The sequence below is a fragment of the Thalassobacillus devorans MSP14 genome (assembly GCF_000496835.1).
Taxonomy (GTDB): Bacteria; Bacillota; Bacilli; order Bacillales; family Halobacillaceae; genus Thalassobacillus; species Thalassobacillus devorans_B.
On the sequence record NZ_KI543236.1, the window covers coordinates 485,982 to 506,662 of the forward strand.

Genomic DNA, 20,681 nt, shown 5'->3' on the forward strand with positions numbered 1-20,681 from the left:
AAGGATTATTATTTTGGAGAGGTTAGTAAACATAATAAAAAGCCATAGTCTTGAAAAAGATATAGGTAAGTGGGCAGGATTATTTCGGTATTTACACTTTGCTTTTCCAAGTGGTTTTTCATTAGATTTATGGAAGAAATATGAAGGTTATAATGTAGATCATAATATTGTAAGAGCATTATTCTCTATATTAGAAGAAGAAGAGTTAGTAAAAAAAAATAATAATGTTTATCTAGTAACAGATGATATTTTATTGCAAAGATTTTTAGAAAACACTCATCAAATTAGTACATTTAATTATGAAAAAATAACCCAAAAAACTGATAATTTATTATGGACTATGCCACAAAACCAATTGGAAAATATCCCAAGAAATATAACCAGTACATTTGATTATTTAAATACCTCTATCCAAGAGCTAATTCAAACAACAAATGATAAACTTATATTTTTTTCTCCATACTACTCAGTCTCAGGAATGATTAATTTATTTACAAGTTTGAAGGCTCTATTATATAAAAACTCATTTGTTAGAATAACTTGGGTTGTAAATGATTTATTGAATGAACAAAACCAAAATGCTTTTGATTATTTGTTTAAACATTTAGATTCAAATGAACGTAAGCAAATAAGTGTATATAAAACTATTGATGATAAGCTTTCTTTTCATGCGAAATTACTCTTAGCTGATAACTCTCGAGGATATATGGGGTCTGCAAATTTTAGTAAAAGAGGCTTTAATACACAATTTGAGTTGGGGATTCCTTTGGACGAAAAACAATCAGATACTTTAACTAAATTAATAGAACACTGGATTAATACTTCTCAACTTAAAGAGGTATTAATGGATAAAAAGAGTTAAAGTCAATGAAATTTATCAAATAAATGTTGATTTCTTAGATGATTTATACAATGAGTAGATTAACTTCTTATAACAGTAACTACTTTGAATTGGGGGGATTTGTGTGAGAAATTCTGATTGTTTTTTGGTATCGTTTAATAAAATTGAGAGGTTTTTAAAAGATTATGTTGGTGCAACTTCACACGAATCTTTTCAAATTTGATTAATAAATCAAAAAAAGTAATGCAGTTGTAAGGAGATACGAAAATGACTTGTGGGAACTAGCAGATTTAAGAAATGCAATAGTACATAAAACCACGAATACTATGTATGCAATAGCTAAGCCACATGATTCAACAGTGAAAAAATTATATATATTGAAAAAGAAATTATTGAACCGAAAAATGTTTATTCGTTGTTTAGTACTGAAGTGAAATCTTTTAATGATATCTTAATAATGTTTACGTTACGAAATTTTATTCATAATATATTTTCAACATCTATAACTCTAATTAATACTAATTACTTCCAGCGTGTAATAATTTCCAGAGAACCATTATATGTTATGAGCAATGCGTCTAATTCTGTTAGAAGTAGCCAATCTAATTAATAAAGAGTTTGGAGGTTATCCCCAAAATATTGCCGTCTATTACTTAATATCAAATGGTTATATCATTATAAGGTGTTTTTAATTTTTGTCTTTTAAAATTTTTTTAATTCGTGGGGTATCGTTGTGGAAATTAATTCGTTAATGATTTTTCTTAAGACTAACTGGTTAATTATCAGTTCGATAGCTGCCAATACTTTAGTCTTTATTAAGTGGGTTTACAATACTTATAAAACTAAAAAAATTGGCAAAGCAAATTTGGCTGGAAGAAGATATAAAGAATTATATATTCCTTTAAATAATATTTTGCATGAAGTGAAAATAGAGTCTTTTGTAGCTTATAAGGGTGACAAAAAAATATTATTTAAAAAATTGAGTAAGGAAATTATATTGTATATACTCTTAAAAAGTGATAAAAACAAGGTGAAAAAAAGATGGAATGAATTTAATAATCCAATATTGAATGGACCAACGTATGACTTCCCTTGGGAAGAGCCTGATATAAATAAAATGGATGAATTATTAAAGAAAAACAGGTTCATTGTCCCAAAAGGCCTTGAAGAAAAATGGATTCAGGTTATTGCAATTAAAAATGAAAGAAATGAATATTCAGAAGAAGAGTTGAATAAAGCTATTGCTGAGTTAGTAATATATATTAGAAACATCACTAGAGAAACACAGAAATATATGGAAAAAAACTACCCTTCTTTATTAGTTGAATAATTACTTTTAACATTATTATAAGAAAAATTTTAGCTGGATGGTCTTAATAGGATGAAGCTATAAAGAAAAAGGAGGAAGAAGCAGGTAAAAAGATGGTCATTTCGAGAAAGAATTTACTTGATTGAGGTTGAGGAATAAACCGCAGTAAGCTGTTCAAACAGAATGCTGCGGTTTATTATTATTCACTAACACTCTCTGGATTTTTTTATAAATAGGGACAGGAGTCCGTTTAAATTCTTTTAGTGACTCTGTAATAAAGTTTCCGTATGGATCAATAATGATAACATGATTATTAGTTTCATCTAATTTGATTGTGCTACTCCCAATACCAAACGACTCCAAACCTGTGGAATTATCTAAATGCGTATTGTCCAGTCTTGTCTGAACTTTGTTCGAATACCTCCTTAGGAAACGCCACAGCTTTAGCTCAGTCTTAGATTTCATAAATAACTCTGGTAGGTCTTTGGCATGTTTCAACATTGTGATTGTAGTTAATGTATATACTTGAATACCATATCCAACCGGACGGATGGTGTTTTTTAGTGCGTTCCACTTTTTCACTGTAAACTTTACATACAACTCGTGGGAGCGGCTAGGAACTTCCTTCAGTTCATGTCGTTTTATGATTTCCACATTAGTTATTTCTCCATAATAGGTGATACCATTAGGTGCTCCACTTTCTGCAGCCTTTTGAGTAACATAGAGAGCGATGTGCTTTGCCTTTTGCCAGCCGCTCTTTAATTGGTTTAACGGAATATGATAGAAGCGATGCTGGATATGAGCAGTAAATCGTCGACTGTCATTAACCACTCCTACAAGTACCTTTTCATCAAGAGAAGACTTCCAATATTCAAGCGCTCCTTTTGGCAAGATGCCTTGCGTCTGTAGATCCTCAGGACTACTTTCAATTAAATGCTCCAGAAATTCCTCAACCAGGCGGATCGTATTTGGCAAAAATGGAAATCCGCCGATATTTACTTCATCGATACTTTTGTAAAAAGGATGTGTTTCATAATTTTCTTCGTCCATCCACGGGAATAACACGTAAGCACCAAAAGCATAGCGTTCATAAGGTCCGTTATTTTTATAAACCCAGGCGTCACGGTAGCGGTGCATCGTGTTAATATCGTCTTCCATTGGACCAGGAGTGGAGACTTCTTTTTCTGTCTGTCCAAAATCAATCCGATATTTTGCATCAAAAATATACTGATAAGCATAAGGGTGGTTTTTCTTTTCTACAGTCAACATGATATCTGGCTTTTGGCTAACTGTTGGAGAAGCCCTGTGCTTTTCCTGGAAGCCAAGTGTAATGAGTTCTCCGGTTAAAGGGTGTCGGAATCTTCGTTGAGCAGACTTGGTTTGGTCAAGGTCCACAAATAAGCCATTTCTTTTAATTTTAATAATGTCCTGATCGAGCGCTTCATACTTGTTATGCAGTATTTGTCCCATTTTTAAATACGTCCAATATTCATAAAGGGTAGCTACGTCTTTTACTGACATTTTAAAGATCTCACCTTGAAGCGAGAGGCCTTGTGATAAAACTAAGTAAATCATATAAGCATCACGATAGCCTTGCTTCATTTGCATTACTAGGGTGAGTACAGAGCGATCTAGTCTACTGATTTGTCGCCAGAAGGGTGACTTTTCAATAGCTTGCAGTTTCTTTTGCATGTAGTTTAATTCATCCAGTATCGAACGATCAGCAGTAGGGGAATTGCTTAAATAACGTTCGACGCTACGACTTAAGGATTTAATCTTATCTTGTAAACGTATTACCATGAATTTTACAAAGCGATTTTCTAGTGTGTCGTAAGAGAGAATTTTCTTGGCGTTCAACCCTCTTTCTGGCATTCGTTGCTTGTCATCTATGGTAATACCATTGCTGGTCTCTTTGAACAAATAGGGCCTCTTCCGTAAATATTGCCGCGATCGGCTATCCGTTCTTTTTAATTGATCGCCTCTTACCTTGTGATATTCCGTCTTTAATTGATGGTGAGGCTGCCTTTCAATGAGTTGAATGGCATTTATGAATTGTTTAAAATAATGATTCAGTAATCTGTAAAACTCTGCTGGAGAAGGGGATTTAGATGAAATCTTAGAAGCCCCGATAAACGTCTTTTTCATAAAATGAAACGCTAAGTTATATATTTCTTCGCTTACTTCATCCAACAGGCGCTTATAATCTTCTTTATAATCAAGTTTTGTAGGGAACAGTTCGATCGTAATGTCAGCAAGCATTTGGTTACCATCCAGGATATTAAATTGCGTTAAGCCGACTTCATTCATAAATTGCAGCTGTCCCATCAAAAAGGTGATATCTCCCACTTTTTCCTTGCTAACTGATTTTTGGACTAACGGGTGATCATGATAAAAGGACAGGTCTTTCCCTGTCTTAGAATGAACTACTAGTTGATAGACTTCATTTTCAAAAAAGATAGGGGCAAATGGACCGTCCTCTAGTTCCACCATTTTCTCTAACACTGGATGAAATACATGGACATCTGCACCTTCTAAAGCTTCGACCCTTAATATCATCGATTGTTGCTCTAAGTTTACTTTATTTTTATAGCTTTTCAGGTTTTCAAAGCGACTGTTAAATGGGCGACCTTTTAAGTGCAGAGAGAACTCTTCATGGTCGATTTCTAATAGTGTTGTATCATTAGCGTGAGACATGCCTGTCCACCTCCTTTGCCCGCTGTTATCCTAACCAAAATGAAGTGAAGCCGTGCTGTTCTTGCTTCTTATACATAGTTGCTAGCTTTTCCGCTGATTTAGGGAATTTAGCTTGTTCGATCGCTTGCTCATGGTTAGCTATATCATAGGACTGACCTGTACAATACGTAAATAGTTCTCCGATAATTTCAGCAGTAGCGTAGTCACTTCCGTTTAGCTTTGGTAACACTTTCTGCAGCAGTTGGCGATCGAAGGCATCCTCTTTAGTCATTAAACCACCCAGTTTGTTGTAAATCATGTAAAAACAGATCTCATCACGAATACGGTAACCAAAATGACTATTATTCTTTTTTAATATATTGTTGATCTCGATAAGCCGATTGGTCGTATTTTGAATCAGAGCTTTATGATCATTTAACGCATCCTTTAAGGTTAAATATTTGGTCTTTATAACGTCATTCGTAACGGGATAAGCCTCTATTTCTTGTTCGTTTTCATTGAGGCTAGGAAAGAAGCCTAGATCTACTTCATTAAATTCCATCGTATTGGCACGATCTAACACCTTGGAACTAAACGGATGAGTTGTCTCATCCATATTAACGGTACCAATAATATAGACATTATCAGGAATGATCACTCGTTTCCCAAAGCTTTCTGGCGTTGGGATCTGAGAAGTTACAATTCGATCCCCCAACCATTTCCTGCTTTCCATGACACTTAATAAATCACTGAAGTAATATTCTACCCTGGCTAAGTTCATTTCATCTAATAGGATAAAATAAGGAAGCTCCGGATTTTTTTCTGCTTCAAGGAGAACCCTGGTTAGTGGGCCAGGTTTGAAATCTCCTTTAATATCTTCATAGCCAATCAGTTCTGAACCATCACTCCAGTCTGGGCGCACGGGAATGAGGTGAAACTGGCCGTTTTCTTCGGTTGCTCCGATGCTGTTGGCAAATTTCTCTACGATTTTTGTTTTTCCTGTTCCAGAGATACCAGAAAGAATGACAAATGGTTTGGTTCGTAGAGCAAGATAGAGGCTTTTTACTTCTTCTTTCTGATAGTAGAAGCCCTCATTTTTGATATAGTTGTATATATGATCGACTAGTTCTCCTTCTGAGAGATTTTTAATTATATCTTCAGGTTGGTTAGGAATAAACTTAGCTGGAAAGATATCAGAAAAATGGTTCAGTAGATACCCGGCAAATTCTTTCGACACCGTATAAAAATAACCTTGTTTCACATTGCCATTGACATCGAATGGTCCTGTTTCTCGTTTGCGTTTATTCTCCGGGATAGAAGCTTTTTTTAACTTAGGATCTAAAGAATAATATTGGACACGGAGAAGGTTGCCATCTTCTTCCCACTGATCTGTAGTAAAGGTTGATGGTTTTTTACTAGTAATTGCTTTTTCTGTTACTTCACAGATAGAATGGATGGCTCCTTGAGAATAAGCAAAAACGACATCTCCAGGGTTAGCTTTCAATAAATCAGTATGATGGGTGAGAGGCGTGCCTTGCTTGTTTTTCTTAGGAGCCCATAAAAAGCCACCTTCTACTTCGTCTCTTGCTGTTTGTCCTTGATTGACCCACCAGTAATTACGATGATTTGATTCATCAGGCACTGCGATCACCTTCCCATCTCTATCTATTAATTCCGCATAGTTAAGCCAGTTCCATATATTTTTAATTCGATAATCCGCTACAGAATCTTTGATGGTTGTTTGGTCTCTTGAGCTTACTACTGTTAAATAGGCTATTTCTTTCAGAACTTGAAACTTTTCATTTTTGGTGTAATTAGGCATAACTTTTAACAATTCATAAACCATATGTACGAACGGGCTCTGGAGCATCTTGTTTCTAATTTCCTCTAGAGAATTATCGTGATTAATTAATTTGAAATCATTATCTAAATATCCAAGCAGCCGTAAGCTTTGCCGGGCACGGGACTTTAATCGCTGGATTTTATCTTGAGAAAATGTTTGGCCGATCGCATCTGCTGTATATTCCTTATTAATTAACTCCTGCAGCATGGTAAGTGCTTGGTCAATACTACTCTCAGGAAGATATAAAGTGTTGAACCGTTTTAATTGGATCCTATTATTGTCGAGCTTTTCCACAAAAGGTAAGTAGGATAAAAAAGCTAATATAAACGAATGTCTTCTCCCTAAATCAATAAAATTCTGATCGTTGACTACTCTCTTATTAATTAAGGTATCTAGCGCTTGCTCTAACCAATTATTTTTAATTAGTACATAAGGAACATCTTTTTTTCCTTCTTGGTACTTCTTACGAGATGTTTTAGTTTCGACATGTATGCCTTTGTCGTTGGAAGCCACTATGTAGTTAGGGGTTTTGGTACTTAAGGTATAAACTACATCTAATTGTTTTGCAAAATCAACGATAAATCTATTTAGCATGGAAATTCCTCCAGCAAGTGGTGTTTTGTAATTATGGTATCACAAAAGGTAATGATTTCTAATGTTTGTCCTATTAACCATAATAGAAGATCGTGATAATACTTGTTCTCTTTTTTGTCAATAAATGGATGGAAAAGCCGATAGTATATAGGAAGACATAACAGATAGGTGGTTAAATAATGGCTGGCAAAAGACGAACCAAGAAGCAACAGAAAGAGATAGAATCTATTCTGCAAAGTGTGCTTGTACTATTAGCGTTATCGATGTATCTATTAACAGGATCGGTTTATATTATGGCAATCAGTGTAGGTACAGTTGTAACAGGTATTATTGCATTTCTTTTATACCGGAAAGCGAACGAAACGGAAAAGCTTAAGAAGTCAGGTATCGAAACGATAGATAAAATGGATGGACTTCAGTTTGAAGAATACCTTGGAGTTTTGTTCAAAAATCATGGGTTTAAGACCGAGGTGACAAGGAGCAGCGGTGACTATGGTGTTGATTTAATTCTTAGGAAGGAATCTAAGAAAATAGTTGTTCAGGCTAAGCGCTATTCTAAGAATGTCGGGATAAAAGCGATTCAGGAAGTTCATTCTTCCAAGAACCACTACAAGGCAGATGAGGCTTGGGTGGTCACCAACAGCGATTTTCACAAACCCTGCTAAAAAACTGGCTGTATCCAACAATGTAAAACTGATTAATAGAGAAGCTTTAATCGATTTGATTTTAACGATGTATGGAAAAATTGATTCAAAAGACACTACAGTTAAAAAGAAAAAGAATGTTAGTGCTGAGAGAATTGGAGAAATAGGAGAGTATAAGATAAATATTCAGTTAGATCAATTTTCTCCCAACTACAAACATTTGCATGACGTCATGCTGGAGAATACGAAGTCCCGTTCAGGTTACTCCAAAATCGATCATTTATTGCTTACCCCTTATGGAATTTTTGTTATAGAAACAAAAAATTATGCCGGGAAGATCTATGGCAGCAAGGATGATAAGCAATGGTCAGTAAATAAGAAGTTCAAAATGATAAATCCTTTTTACCAGAACTACGGGCATATCAAAGCTTTACAGCCCGTCTTGAAGCAGTCCATTTATTTCGATGATTTCTTTCACGAGAAGAGCTGTGTTTCATATTAGTCCAGAGTTGCGCCAAATCCAGTCTAATGCGCTGTGTGTCTATGATACCGAGTTGACGGAATTCATCAATCGAAAGGTACAGGTGCTTAAACTTCAAAATCCTGAGCCTGTTTATACTGATGACGAGATAAACGAAATGTACGAACAGTTAAAGCAAGTGAATATTACAGAAACCTTGAAAAGAGAGCAACATAAACAATCGTTAAAGTCCTCCGCAACTAAAGAAGCAGCATGTGTGGTATGTCATAAGCCTGTTTCCCAGAAGGTAAAGCAATATTGTTTATCTAACAAGAATTTTAATGGAAAAATCTATTGTTTTGATCATCAGAAAACGATACCTACAAGAAAGCAAAGTGTCTGAGCTCATTAAAGAAGGTGAAATCCCCTCGGCTACCAGGGAGATTTCACCTTTTATTGGTTAAATCTTATACATATCGTCACTCCAGTAAGCATTTAAGAACGGCTGAAGCTTTTTCCTCGCTTCCCTGCCCCAGTTTTTTACAGCATCGATGGTGGTATTTTCTAATTGAGCAATTTGATTGTACGTTAAATCTGCCAAATGATGATACTCAAACCATTTGCGTTGTTTTTCAGTGAGAACCTTTAGTATCTCTTCCAGTAGAAATGGATCTAAATGTTTAATCGGAGTGTACGATGTTGGCGTACTGCTTAAGCTTTCCAGAATTTTTGCATGGTTCTTATTAATACGGTAAAGATCAATAAATCGGTAGTTGAGTTTGTAGTATAAATATGTCGAAAAGCTTGAACGTGATTCCTGAAAGGTTTCCATGGTTTCATATAGGGTAATGAGCCCTTCCTGGTAAAGTTCTTCTTTATCCAGGTAAGGGTACTTATGGATAAATTTATAGATCATAAGTTTATATTTTTCTAATTGGTTTTCAAAATTAATTTCTAGCGTCATCATATTATCCATTCCGAAAGCGCTTTCTTTCTATTGCCGGCTTTTTAATATTATATAAGCATTAATAACCAGGCAATAATATCTAGGTAAAATACAATTATCTGACACAAGTGGAAATTTATTTTTACAAGTGTGATGTTTTGCATATCCAGAAAACATTAAATAGATATATAGTATTATTATGGAATTTTAAATATATACTAGTTCTACTATCTATTGGCAAAGTTTGATAGATACTTTATTCTTTAATGGATAATCATTAAGATAGGCGAAGAGCAAGGCAAACAATGCATCAACCAGGCTGCCGATGCCTTGAAAAAGTGCGTTAAAGGAATAACATAGAAAAGCAATTCAATATATGGGTGCGTTGTATACCCATGATTGAACTGCTTTTTTTAATATCGTTCCTGCAATGATTTAAATTAGAGGATTATTGAAATAGATGGAGAATTTAATAAACGATTTATACTTGCAGGAGGGATCTAATGATTAATCAAGTCGGTCAAATCATGGTGTATGTCAATGATCAGGATAAGGCAGTGAGTTTTTGGACAGAAAAAGCAGGGTTTCGTGTGATTGCGGATGAAAATGACGGTCAGGGAATGCGATGGATTGAAATAGCCCCTACAAGCGAAGCGGAAACTAGTATCATCCTTCACGATAAGCAATTAATCGCTAAGATGGAACCTGAAATGAATCTTGAGACACCTTCGTTGATGTTTTTCTCGGACAACCTTGAGCAGTTACATAACGACTTATCCAGTAAAAATGTCACCGTCGGGGAAATTGTAAGCATGCCTGGTGGAAGAGTATTTAATTTTGCTGATGAGGAAGATAATTATTTTGCAGTCATGGAAAAAGGGAAGTAGTGCGCAGGGTGTCTGACCCACTGTATGGAGAGCTATGAATAGGATTTAGTTTTACCAATAGAAGCCTTTTCATTTGGAAGTGAGTGGGTGAGGTTCAGGCACCCTTGGTGGAAATAATGTGCCGGGTGTCTGACCCACTGTATGGGGTGCTTTGAATTTGATTTAGCTTTACCAATAGAAGATTTTCTTTTGGAAGTGACTGGGCGAGGTTCAGGCACCCTTGGTGGGTGGGCAGCAAAAAAACAAGCACCTGTATGAGTCGGTGCTTGTTTTCGTGTGTGGGGATTTAACTTTTGGTCATTTCCCTGACTAATTCACGGTTTCTCTTTTTGAACACATCGTTATGGGAAGATACCATGGCTGCGGCATTGGCGTCCGGTTCGATGAATTGTTTGGCTTTATTGACGGCGTTGGCGGCGTCCTGGAAGGCGCCTGCGATCAGGTTGAGTTTTCCTTCATGGTTCAGAATATCTCCTGCTGCGTACAGGCCTGCCACCGACGTTTCGCTTGTCGGCGTTCCTTTCACGAAGTACTGGTCGACCATCTGGATATCAAAGGCGGTATTTTTCAGAAGTGTGGTATCCTGGTCGAACCCGTGATTGACGATGACGTCGTCGACAGGTAAATAGAAGCTGTCCCCGGTCTGGTTATTGGTGAGTTCTACCTGTGAGATAGTTTCATGGTTTTCTGCTGCCATCAATTTTGTGATCGTGGTGTATGGAAAACAGGTGACCGAACTGTTTTGTAACTGGGTGATCTGTGCTTCATGGCCTTTTAAACAATCTTTCCGGTAAGCTAAGTACACGTTTTTGGCTACGGGCTCTAATTCATTCGCCCAGTCGATCGCTGAATTACCGCCGCCTGAGATGATGACGGTTTTATCTTTGAATGTCTGCAGTGATTTGACGGTGTAGTGCAGGTTCTCCAGTTCGAATCTTTCCGCGCCTTTAATGTCCAGTTTCTGTGGCATCAAAATGCCGCTGCCTACGGCAATGATGACCGTTTTGGAATAGTGGATGTTACCTGAAGCCGCTTCCAATAAGAACAAACCGTTTTCAGCACGTGCGATGGACACCACTTTTTCATTGAGGACGACTTCCGGGTTGAAGGTCAGTCCCTGTTCGATCATCTGGTCCATCAGCTGCTTTCCGGGAACAGGAGGGAGGCCGCCGACATCCCAGACGATTTTTTCCGGATAGATTTGAACTTTCCCGCCTAACTGCGGCTGGAATTCGATGATTTTTGTTTTCATTTCCCTTAATCCACTGTAAAAGGCAGAATATAGTCCCGCTGGACCTCCGCCGATGATTGTGACATCAAAAATTTCTTTTCCCATGGATGATCCCCCTCCAATATGTAAATCCATTTAAACCGATAAACTTTATATGGAAAATGCAGTTGACAAAGCGAGCGAACCAACTTATAGTATCATTATAAACGAAAGTGATAATCATTCTCAACAATATTTTTTATTGGGGGCTTCCAAGATGCGCCGTTTATCCACGGAAAACTTACATATCGGTTATGGGGAAAAATCAATTGTCAGTGATTTGTCGCTGGAAATACCAGATCAGAAGATTACGACGATCATCGGTTCCAATGGCTGTGGAAAATCTACGCTACTGAAAGCGATGACGCGGATTATTCCTTATCAGTCCGGTTCGGTCATTCTTGATGGTGCCAGCATATCCAACGAGGATACCAAATCACTGGCGAAAAAAATGGCGATCCTGCCGCAGAACCCGGAAAGCGCTGCCGGGCTGACTGTCGGGGAATTGGTCTCCTATGGAAGGTTCCCGTACCAGAAAGGTTTTGGCCGTCTGACAAAAAGAGATTACGAGGTCATCGATTGGGCGCTTGAAGTGACAGGGATTGCAGACTTCAAATACCAGCCGGTCGATGCGTTGTCCGGGGGCCAGCGTCAGCGGGTGTGGATTGCCATGTCGCTTGCTCAGGAAACCGAAATGATTTTTCTCGATGAACCGACCACCTATTTGGATATGGCTCATCAGCTCGAGGTGCTCGAGCTGTTACAGCAATTGAACCGGGAACAGGGCCGGACGATTGTGATGGTGCTGCATGACTTGAACCAGGCTGCGCGGTTTGCCGACTATATCATCGCGCTGAAAGACGGGCAGGTTGTAAAAGCAGGTACCAGCGAAGAAGTGATCCGCCGGGAAGTCCTCCAAAAAGTGTTCCGGATTGATGCAGAAATCGGCAGAGATCCCCGAACCAATAAACCAATGTGCATCACTTATAATCTGTTAAAGGGAGAAGACGACAATGAAAAAGATACTTATGCCAATCCTGCTCTTATTCGTGCTTATTCTTAGCGCTTGCGGAAGTACTTCAGGCGAAGAGGCTTCCGGGGAAAAAGATAGTGACAAGGAAAATAAAAAGTCAGAAACGATTACATATGAATCGGAAAATGGTCCGGTAGAAGTACCGGCCGATCCACAGCGTGTGGTTGTATTATCCTCATTTGCCGGAAATGTCATGGCGCTTGATGTGAATCTGGTAGGGGTCGATTCCTGGTCGAAAATGAACCCGCGTTTTGAAGAGGAACTGAAAGGGGTCGAGGAAGTTACCGATCAGAACCTGGAAAAAATCATCGAATTGAATCCGGATTTGATCATCGGACTATCCAACATCAAAAACGTCGATAAGCTTAAAGAAATTGCTCCAACCGTTACTTATACATACGGGAAGCTTGGCTATTTAGAGCAGCATATCGAAATCGGGAAACTTTTGAATAAAGAAGAAGAAGCGAAACAATGGGTAGAAGACTTCAAGAAGCGTGCCCAGCAGGCGGGAGAGGACATCCGTGCTGAAATCGGGGAAGATACGACCGTTTCTGTCATCGAAAACTTCGAAAAGCAGCTGTATGTTTTCGGTGATAACTGGGGCCGCGGTACCGAAATCCTGTACCAGGAAATGAAATTGAAGATGCCTGAAAAAGTAAAAAAGATGGCGCTGAAAGATGGTTTCTATGCTATTTCACCGGAAGTGCTTCCGGAGTATGCCGGGGATTACATCGTATTCAGTAAAAATGCGGATTCCGAAACATCTTTCCAGCAGACAGAAACTTATAAAAATATCCCGGCTGTGAAAAATGACCAGGTCATTGAAGTGAATGCTAAGGAGTTTTACTTCAACGATCCGATTACATTGGAATATCAGCTGAAAACATTTAAAGACGCATTTCTTAACAAGTAACTTATAAGAGGAATTCACCTGCTGAATTCCTCTTCTTCATAGTGAAGAAATTCTAATCATTTTACAGAGAAGATGGGGTTACCATGAGTAATGATACATATCGAACACGTTCTGTTACCTATCAGCTTTTCATCGGTGTAGTGGTATTAAGTCTTTCGTTTGCTGCCGCCATGCTGTTTGGGGCAGCGGATACCACAGCAAAAGATGTCTGGCTGGCGCTGACATCCGATGTGAAAACAAATAGTGTCAACATCATCCGTGAACTGCGTCTTCCCCGGGAGATCGCAGCTATTTTAGTCGGGGCAGGGCTGTCGGTTGCCGGCGCCATCATGCAGGGAATGACGAGAAATCCGCTCGCAGATCCCGGCCTGCTCGGCTTGACGGCAGGAGCTAACGCGGCGCTTGCCGTCACACTGGCCATGTTTCCATCCACAAACTACCTTGGGATGACGATCGCCTGTTTTATCGGTGCCGGGGTCGGGGCAGGCCTCGTATTCGGTATCGGTTCGTTAAAAAGGGGTGGATTCTCGCCTTTCCGGATTGTCCTGGCGGGTGCTGCCGTGTCTGCGTTTTTGTTTGCTATTGCAGAAGGGATCAGTCTTGCTTTTAAATTATCCAAAGATGTGTCGATGTGGACAGCCGGCGGTCTGGTCGGGGTGTCGTGGGCGCAAATTAAAATTATCCTGCCATTTATCCTGATTGGGATATTCGTTTCCTTCCTGCTTGCCAGACAATTGACGATCCTGAGTCTGAATGAGGAAGTAGCGGTAGGGCTCGGTCAGAAAACGATGCAGGTCAAAGTCATTTTATTTATCCTGATCATCCTGCTAACCGGTGCTGCGGTTGCAGTGGTTGGGAATATCGCGTTTTTAGGGCTGATGATCCCGCACATCGTACGGCCGATTGCCGGGAAGGATTATCGCTCAATCCTCCCGATGTCTGCCGTGTTCGGTGCGTCGTTCATGCTGCTGGCGGATACGGTCAGCCGGACGATCAACGCGCCGTATGAAACCCCGGTTGTCGCGATCATCTCTATGATGGGACTGCCTTTCTTCCTGTTCATCGTCAATAAGAGAGGGAGAACGTTCTCATGATCCATCCGGCTATCATTAAAAAACAACGTTTGTTGATGGTTATCTTCACCGCTTTGATTTTGCTTACTATGGTGATCAGTTTAGGGACCGGATATTCTTCGGTTTCGTTTGATCGAATCCTGCCTGCTTTTCTCGGACAGGGAACATTCAAAGAAGAATTCGTACTGTTTTCGATCCGCTTGCCGCGCATCATTATTACACTTCTTGCCGGGATGGCGCTTGCACTGTCGGGAGCGATCCTGCAGGGAATCACCCGGAATGATTTAGCTGACCCTGGCATTATCGGAATCAACGCCGGAGCAGGTGTCGCGGTCGCTGTGTTCTTTTTATTTTTCCCGATTGAAGCAGGGACGTTCGTCTATTTTCTTCCGCTGGCGGCCTTTATTGGTGCATTTATTACTGCCAGTCTGATCTATATCTTTTCTTATCAGAGAAAAGTCGGGATTCAACCGACCAGGCTGGTACTTGTCGGTGTCGGGTTTTCCATGGCGTTATCCGGTGCGATGATTGTGCTAATATCTTCTGCGGAGCGGCAAAAAGTAGACTTCATTGCGAAATGGCTCGCGGGAAACATCTGGGGCACCGATTGGCCGTTTATCGTGGCGATCCTGCCATGGCTGATCATCCTGATTCCATTTACGTTGTATAAGGCCAACCGGCTGAACATCCTCGGGCTGAGTGAGCCGGTTTCTATTGGCGTCGGGATTGCGATTGAAAAAGAGCGAATAGTCTTGTTGGTGACTGCTGTGGCACTTGCGGCTTCGGCGGTATCTGTCACCGGTGGCATCGCGTTTATCGGGCTGATGGCACCGCATCTGGCAAAGTCTTTAATCGGTCCGAGAAACCAATTGTTTCTGCCGCTTGCATTGCTGATTGGCGGCTGGCTGCTTTTGCTTGCCGATACGATCGGCCGGAATGTGCTTGAACCGGACGGGGTGCCTGCGGGAATCATGGCAGCATTGATCGGCGCGCCTTATTTTATCTATTTGTTGGTTAAGAAGGTGTAGGATGCTTGATGCACGTAGGAACTTGATGGAAGTAATATGGCGACGGGTGACTGACCCACAGTATGGGAAGCTATGAATATGAATGGCTTTTACCAATAGGAGATTTTCTCGTTGGAGTGAGTGGGCGAGGTTCAGGCACCCTTGAGGTGGGGGATATGCACCGTCTTCCAGCGCCATTGGTTTGCTGCAAAAACAAGCGCCTTCATGACCTCTGCAATGCTGTGGTCATGAAGGCATTTTTAATGTTTCCAATGCAACCGGTTCAGGAAACCATAGGCTGGCTTTATATTATCCCTCTCCATTTTTCTTATCGTCTGTACCTGCTTTTTTCCATGGAGGATCCCCATGTTTATGCAGCTGCTGGTTAATTTTATAGACGAAATAGGGTACAACAAAGGCAAGCAGCATACATAACAGCTCTAAAGCGTTAGGCATTCTTTCAGCTAGACTGGACCACATCATTGGCTGCTTCCTTTGCTTCGTAATGTATTACCTGAATGCTTGATCGTTGCATTCACTTTTACTTTAAAATTACTTTTTGAAAAAATGTTTTCTCCTGAATCCCAATCCGCTTTAATGGATTGCCAGTATGGATAGTGATGACCATGGAGGTAGGTACCGATATCAAAAATGTCCGTTTTAAGCTCATGTTGTGCTTTACTTATTGATTCTTCAGCTAATGTTCTTACCTTTTCCTCAACAAATTTTTCATACTTACTGAGCTTATTTTTGGGGTTGGTCGTGTTGAAGTTTTCATTAAGCGATGCTTCTACCTCAATATTCACTTCCAGATCAGGATTGGCTTTATTCTTGTTAATCAGCCTAAAATTGCTGTCTGTACCCTTAATTTCGAAAGTAGCCTGCTCGTCACCTATATCTACGACCAAGTTGCCACTTCTAGCTTCACCAGTGACGAGGTTTCGGCTTTTCGCTTCTTCTCCAGTAACCGTCCCTATCATTTTTCCTTGTCTTCCATTGAAAACCGCCATCCCATCATTTTCAATATTTTTTTCATTAATGATATACAAAAAAGGGATATTGAAGCTTAATTCACTTAAAAAATACTCTTGCATTTTCCCAATTCTGAGTGCTTTTATCGTTTCTGCATGCTTTTGATTTTCTAACAGAAAATTAATATATTCAGCAGGCACTTTTGAATGTTCGGGCTTTATATCAAGCAGAGAGCTGGCATCACCCTGGGAAATTGCAACCTTGATTCCTCTCCGCATTTGCTGGCCGCGGGTGAATATATCCAATAACTTCGGCAGTAACTTTGGCTGTCTGGCGACTTCTTCAGAAATGATGATAACTTGCAAATGCTTAGAAAATAGTGTGCGACTGGCCATCTTTGATATATCATCGTTGATTTCGACCAGACTTGTACCGGAGATTGATAAATTCCGATAGGCAGGCTGGTTTCCTCCGCCGGTCTGGGAAGGTGAAGTGCCGGTACCAGAAGGGACAATAACCTGATCGGTCATTTTTATAGCAGGCAGGGTGGAGGAATGGTTTTCGGCCATATCAATTGCAAGCCCATAAATGAAAGCCCTTTCTTCTATTTCTTCATAATCCCAGCAGCCAGTAAGAAAAATTAGTAAAAAACAGGAGAGAAGCAATGGAATGTTTTTTCTCTTGATCACTTTTCATCACTTCCTTACTATGTAAATGATCCAAAGGATAATGGTGACAGTTACGGTTAAAGTCAGCCCATAAGTGCCGATTAACCTTCCTGCATCTCCCACTTCAGGTGAATGTTTTGGTAATGAACTAAGGAAGTAAATACATGGCGACAAGAAGAACACGAATTTCAGTTTGTTGACTTTGGGAAGCAGTGATTGTAACCCCATAACTGCTGCATCGAATGCGATCACACTGGTAGTGAAAATCGCTATGGTCCAAACTACAAAAAACAATGACTCAAATCGATTAAAAAAACCTCCAGGAAATTCCACTGTCCTTGCGAGCTCAATCGTCGGAAACATGAGGTTGGAGGTAGCAAGATTTCCAAAAACCGTGATACACATCGTGTAAATCAATAGATTAATGCCGATAACGGAAGACATACCGAAGACAGCTTTACCAGGTGTTTTGACAGGGTTCCTGATTAAGGAAATATAAAAAAGCAGGAACCCGATTTGTCCATATCCACTGAGGGAAATCACACTTTTTTTAGTGGCCTCGATATAACCTTTTACATCTGTTTGAAGTATAGGATAAATATTATCAATTACCACAAATCTGAACGATAAAATAGTTACGAACATGGCGATCAATATAATAATCGGAAAAAATAGTGCATTTAATCGAAAAATCGCTGAGCGGGAACCGGAGACAGCATAAACGACAACCAATAAAAAATTCAGTGCAATGACTTCGATTGGTGTTTTGTCAAACAAATAGAGATGGGAAATGGTGGCTATTGCTCTTACTTCATAGGAAACCACCAGAATCCCATACCATATAAAGAAACAGGTTAATAGCACAGCTATTGGTTTATTTATCAGCAGGGAGGTATACGTCAAAAAGGATTGTTGTGGAAATCGTGAAGCCAGTTTAACTATCATCCAGGTAATCAATATCGTAATGCTTCCACCAATAAGGAGGGCTAGTATCCCATCCAGCGCAATGGTTACACTTGCCAGCTCCCTTGGCAAGAATAAGGTTGCCACGGCAATTACCATAGAAGGGATCGCTATCAGAATATCCCGATCATAAATGTTCTCATCACTATAGTTGAAGTTCTTCATGAGGAGTGTACATCCTTGTCTTTTGATTTTTCATCGTTCGTTTTCATGTAGGCAGGCCGCCTGGTTAACATCATGATTGGAGCACGGATGACCATATCCTTCCAATCCTTGAAAAATACTGGTCCAAACGGGACAGAGTATGGAACCCCAAAGCTTTTCAGGTTAACCAGATGAATATTGACCATGATATAAACGAGAATGATTCCATAAAGACCAAACACAGCTGCGGCAATCATAAATACAAATCGTATCGTCCGGAATGCCAGAGCTACACTATATTGTGGAGTCGTAAAGGATGCGATTGCAGTAAGTGCTGTAATGATTACCATGATCGGACTGACAACTCCGGCACTAACGGCTGCTTCTCCAATTACTAATCCCCCGACGATCCCAATGGTTGATCCAATGAGTTTAGGTAACCGGACGCCTGCTTCATGTAACAATTCAAAGGTGATCGCCATCGCAAGCGCTTCTACTACAGATGGAAAAGGGACTCCTTCTCTTGATGCAGCTATCGAAAATACCAAATGTGTTGGCAGCATTTCCGGGTGATAAGATACCAGTGCGATATAAAGACTAGGCAAAAACATTGCAATAAAAGCAGATAGATAACGGAGAAATCTTATGATCGTCCCAGTCAGCCAGCGGTGGTTGTAATCTTCCATCGAACTTAAAGCGTCTGCAATTGTGGTTGGCGCCACGATTGCAAATGGAGTTCCTTCCACTAATATAGCCACCTTACCTGCTAATAGAGAAGTGGATACCCGATCCGGCCGTTCGGTGTCATTCATTTGAGGAAAAGGAGATAAAAAACTATCTTCAATCCATTGTTCGATTTGTCCCGAATCCATGGCGTAATCTGTGTCAATACTTTTAAGCCTGCGGTTTATTTCCTCTACCAGTGCTGGATCTACGATACCATCCACATAGCAAACCACTACTTTTTGTTTTGACCGCCTGCCTACTTCATAGGTTTTAAAACGCAGGTTCGGGTCCCTGATATCCCGCCGTACCAGCGCCATATTTGTATCGATTTTTTCAACGAAACCTTCCCTTGGACCACGTAGCAACGCTTCTGAAGGAGGTTCTTCAATCGATCGGCTCTCACCGCCCGCTGCCCCCATAACTAACACCGTCGTATAGCCCTCTAAGTAAAAAGCGGTACTTCCAGATAAAATAGCGTAGGAAACTTTATCCAGGGTAGTAACTTTATTAATATCTGTTATGGCAATAACTTCCTGGCAGATGTTATCTAATGGATCGGTATCAAAGTGTTTAAGGTTCATCTGGATGGTTTTTAAAATATTGTTATTCACAAGTTCCTTGTCGATTAATCCGCTTATGTAAACCATTGCACCCTTTATGTTATTAGCTCCCACTGTTAATTCGCGAATCACCAAATCCTGCGGATCACCGAGCATCTGCTTTATAGACTCTATGTTCTTGTCTAAACTGCTTTCTATTTCAATAGGAAATTCCTGTTTAGCCGATTCCTGCTTATTGGATTGTTTTTGTGCTGTAGATCGAGTGGTCTCTGATCTTCTTTTCATAATATCCCCAGCTTTCATACTTCTATATCCTATTTATCACCCACTGAATAAAATTTATACGTGAGAGCTGGTATGATCTCTGTAGGGGCGAAGTCTACGCCGGGTGACTGACCAACGGTTTCAAGTTTTTTTGGTTTTTACCAGCAGGGATTTTTTCTTGTGAAGAGAGCGGGCCAGGTTCAGGCACCCTGGCTTTATATTAAATGGAAGCCAATCTGCTCGTAGAATGGTAAAATATAGATAGGTATTCTGCGAGAGGGAGAGGAAGACATGGCTCGAAGCAAAACGAACAGGAAATTCAAAACAGCGTTGAGAAAAGTGTTCTTCAGGAATGCTCTCCCGTTGCTGCTTGTCATTGGCGTGATACAGCTATTTGCAAACAGTCCGATCGAAGAAAATGTGATAAAGAGTCTAACCCATGATGAAAAGGCGAATCTATCAAAACAAGTGCTGCAGTACGAAGATGAAGTGAAGAAATACGCAAAAGAAGAGGGCATCGAAGATTATGTTCCTATTATTCTTGCCTTGATGATGCAGGAATCTGGCGGGAGAGGGGACGATCCGATGCAAGCTTCCGAATCGTATTGTGGTTCTGTCGGTTGTATTGACGATCCGGAAAAATCAATTGAACAGGGAGTTACCTATTTTGCTCATACATTAGAGAAAGCTGATTATAACGTTAAATTAGCTCTGCAATCCTATAATTTCGGGGCGGGTTTTATTGATTATGTTATGAATCGTGGTGGGAAGTACACGCAGGAGTTAGCGATCGAATTTTCTGCGATGAAGTACGAGCAGTTACAGCATACCGGGATCTACAGCTGCATTCGCGAAGAAGCGCTGGAGTATGATGCTTGTTACGGGGATATT

General features: G+C 39.9%; 19 protein-coding genes. 11 read left to right on the forward strand and 8 right to left on the reverse strand.

The window, feature by feature from the left end; all coding sequences use genetic code 11:
- The first annotated feature begins 13 nt into the window (after positions 1–13).
- Both P855_RS0103210 and P855_RS0103215 read left to right on the forward strand, forming a co-directional pair.
- Positions 14–862, forward strand: a complete 849-nt coding sequence (locus P855_RS0103210) for a phospholipase D-like domain-containing protein (protein ID WP_028782232.1) — start codon at positions 14–16, stop codon at positions 860–862.
- Positions 863–1,574: 712 nt separating this feature from the next.
- Positions 1,575–2,171 carry a hypothetical protein gene (locus tag P855_RS0103215; RefSeq protein ID WP_028782233.1) on the forward strand — a complete coding sequence of 199 codons (597 nt, stop codon included), beginning with the start codon at positions 1,575–1,577 and terminating at the stop codon, positions 2,169–2,171.
- A gap of 153 nt (positions 2,172–2,324) precedes the next feature.
- On the opposite strand, the gene P855_RS0103220 is transcribed toward P855_RS0103215, so the two are convergent.
- Together P855_RS0103220 and P855_RS0103225 are read right to left on the reverse strand one after the other, a co-directional pair.
- Positions 2,325–4,844, reverse strand: a complete 2,520-nt coding sequence (locus P855_RS0103220; RefSeq protein WP_028782234.1) for a restriction endonuclease-like protein — start codon at positions 4,842–4,844, stop codon at positions 2,325–2,327.
- A gap of 25 nt (positions 4,845–4,869) precedes the next feature.
- Positions 4,870–7,260, reverse strand: a complete 2,391-nt coding sequence (locus P855_RS0103225) for an McrB family protein (RefSeq protein WP_037985596.1) — start codon at positions 7,258–7,260, stop codon at positions 4,870–4,872.
- Positions 7,261–7,439: 179 nt separating this feature from the next.
- On the opposite strand from P855_RS0103225, the gene P855_RS22015 reads away from it, so the two are divergent.
- From P855_RS22015 to P855_RS21485, 3 genes are read left to right on the forward strand one after another with little or no spacing between them, the layout of a single operon-like run.
- Complete coding sequence (locus P855_RS22015; RefSeq protein ID WP_051353061.1) at positions 7,440–7,925, forward strand: restriction endonuclease; 486 nt, start codon at positions 7,440–7,442, stop codon at positions 7,923–7,925.
- Entirely contained in the window at positions 7,879–8,406 is a 528-nt protein-coding gene (locus P855_RS22355) for a nuclease-related domain-containing protein (protein WP_051353062.1), read from the forward strand. The genes P855_RS22015 and P855_RS22355 overlap by 47 nt, the downstream gene beginning before the upstream one ends.
- Positions 8,393–8,767 (forward strand): hypothetical protein, encoded by a 375-nt coding sequence (locus P855_RS21485; protein WP_051353063.1) that lies wholly within the window; start codon positions 8,393–8,395, stop codon positions 8,765–8,767. Before P855_RS22355 ends, P855_RS21485 begins: the two co-directional genes overlap by 14 nt.
- Positions 8,768–8,824: 57 nt before the next feature.
- On the opposite strand, the gene P855_RS21490 is transcribed toward P855_RS21485, so the two are convergent.
- Positions 8,825–9,331, reverse strand: a complete 507-nt coding sequence (locus tag P855_RS21490; protein ID WP_161628802.1) for a sigma-70 family RNA polymerase sigma factor — start codon at positions 9,329–9,331, stop codon at positions 8,825–8,827.
- Between the two features lie 482 nt (positions 9,332–9,813).
- Here P855_RS21490 and P855_RS0103245 point away from each other — a divergent pair, with 482 nt between their 5' ends.
- Complete coding sequence (locus P855_RS0103245; RefSeq protein ID WP_028782237.1) at positions 9,814–10,197, forward strand: VOC family protein; 384 nt, start codon at positions 9,814–9,816, stop codon at positions 10,195–10,197.
- 286 nt (positions 10,198–10,483) lie between these two features.
- On the opposite strand, the gene P855_RS0103250 is transcribed toward P855_RS0103245, so the two are convergent.
- The gene (locus tag P855_RS0103250; protein ID WP_028782238.1) at positions 10,484–11,533 is read right to left on the reverse strand and encodes an NAD(P)/FAD-dependent oxidoreductase; all 1,050 of its coding nucleotides are present in this window, start codon (positions 11,531–11,533) and stop codon (positions 10,484–10,486) included.
- Between the two features lie 151 nt (positions 11,534–11,684).
- Here P855_RS0103250 and P855_RS0103255 point away from each other — a divergent pair, with 151 nt between their 5' ends.
- From P855_RS0103255 to P855_RS0103270, 4 genes are all read left to right on the forward strand, one after another.
- Positions 11,685–12,530, forward strand: a complete 846-nt coding sequence (locus P855_RS0103255; protein ID WP_028782239.1) for an ABC transporter ATP-binding protein — start codon at positions 11,685–11,687, stop codon at positions 12,528–12,530.
- Positions 12,481–13,413 (forward strand): iron-hydroxamate ABC transporter substrate-binding protein, encoded by a 933-nt coding sequence (locus tag P855_RS0103260; RefSeq protein ID WP_028782240.1) that lies wholly within the window; start codon positions 12,481–12,483, stop codon positions 13,411–13,413. Before P855_RS0103255 ends, P855_RS0103260 begins: the two co-directional genes overlap by 50 nt.
- 83 nt (positions 13,414–13,496) lie before the next feature.
- The gene (locus P855_RS0103265; protein WP_028782241.1) at positions 13,497–14,507 is read left to right on the forward strand and encodes a FecCD family ABC transporter permease; all 1,011 of its coding nucleotides are present in this window, start codon (positions 13,497–13,499) and stop codon (positions 14,505–14,507) included.
- The gene (locus P855_RS0103270; protein ID WP_028782242.1) at positions 14,504–15,514 is read left to right on the forward strand and encodes a FecCD family ABC transporter permease; all 1,011 of its coding nucleotides are present in this window, start codon (positions 14,504–14,506) and stop codon (positions 15,512–15,514) included. Before P855_RS0103265 ends, P855_RS0103270 begins: the two co-directional genes overlap by 4 nt.
- Positions 15,515–15,802: 288 nt before the next feature.
- Here P855_RS0103270 and P855_RS22360 read toward each other — a convergent pair whose 3' ends face one another.
- The 4 genes from P855_RS22360 to P855_RS0103290 are packed head-to-tail and all read right to left on the reverse strand — an operon-like array spanning position 15,803 to position 19,811.
- On the reverse strand, positions 15,803–15,976 hold the full coding sequence (locus P855_RS22360; RefSeq protein ID WP_200865952.1) for a hypothetical protein: 174 nt from the start codon (positions 15,974–15,976) through the stop codon (positions 15,803–15,805).
- Positions 15,973–17,154, reverse strand: a complete 1,182-nt coding sequence (locus P855_RS0103280) for a Ger(x)C family spore germination protein (RefSeq protein WP_028782243.1) — start codon at positions 17,152–17,154, stop codon at positions 15,973–15,975. Before P855_RS0103280 ends, P855_RS22360 begins: the two co-directional genes overlap by 4 nt.
- 6 nt (positions 17,155–17,160) lie before the next feature.
- Positions 17,161–18,261, reverse strand: coding sequence for a GerAB/ArcD/ProY family transporter (locus P855_RS0103285; protein ID WP_028782244.1), 1,101 nt, complete (start codon positions 18,259–18,261; stop codon positions 17,161–17,163).
- Positions 18,258–19,811: a spore germination protein gene (locus P855_RS0103290; RefSeq protein ID WP_028782245.1), complete on the reverse strand. Its 1,554-nt coding sequence runs from the start codon at positions 19,809–19,811 to the stop codon at positions 18,258–18,260. The genes P855_RS0103285 and P855_RS0103290 overlap by 4 nt, the downstream gene beginning before the upstream one ends.
- Before the next feature lie 270 nt (positions 19,812–20,081).
- Between P855_RS0103290 and P855_RS0103295 the strand changes: the two genes are divergently transcribed.
- Positions 20,082–20,681: lysozyme family protein (locus tag P855_RS0103295; RefSeq protein WP_028782246.1), on the forward strand; the 600-nt coding region annotated here is incomplete at its 3' end.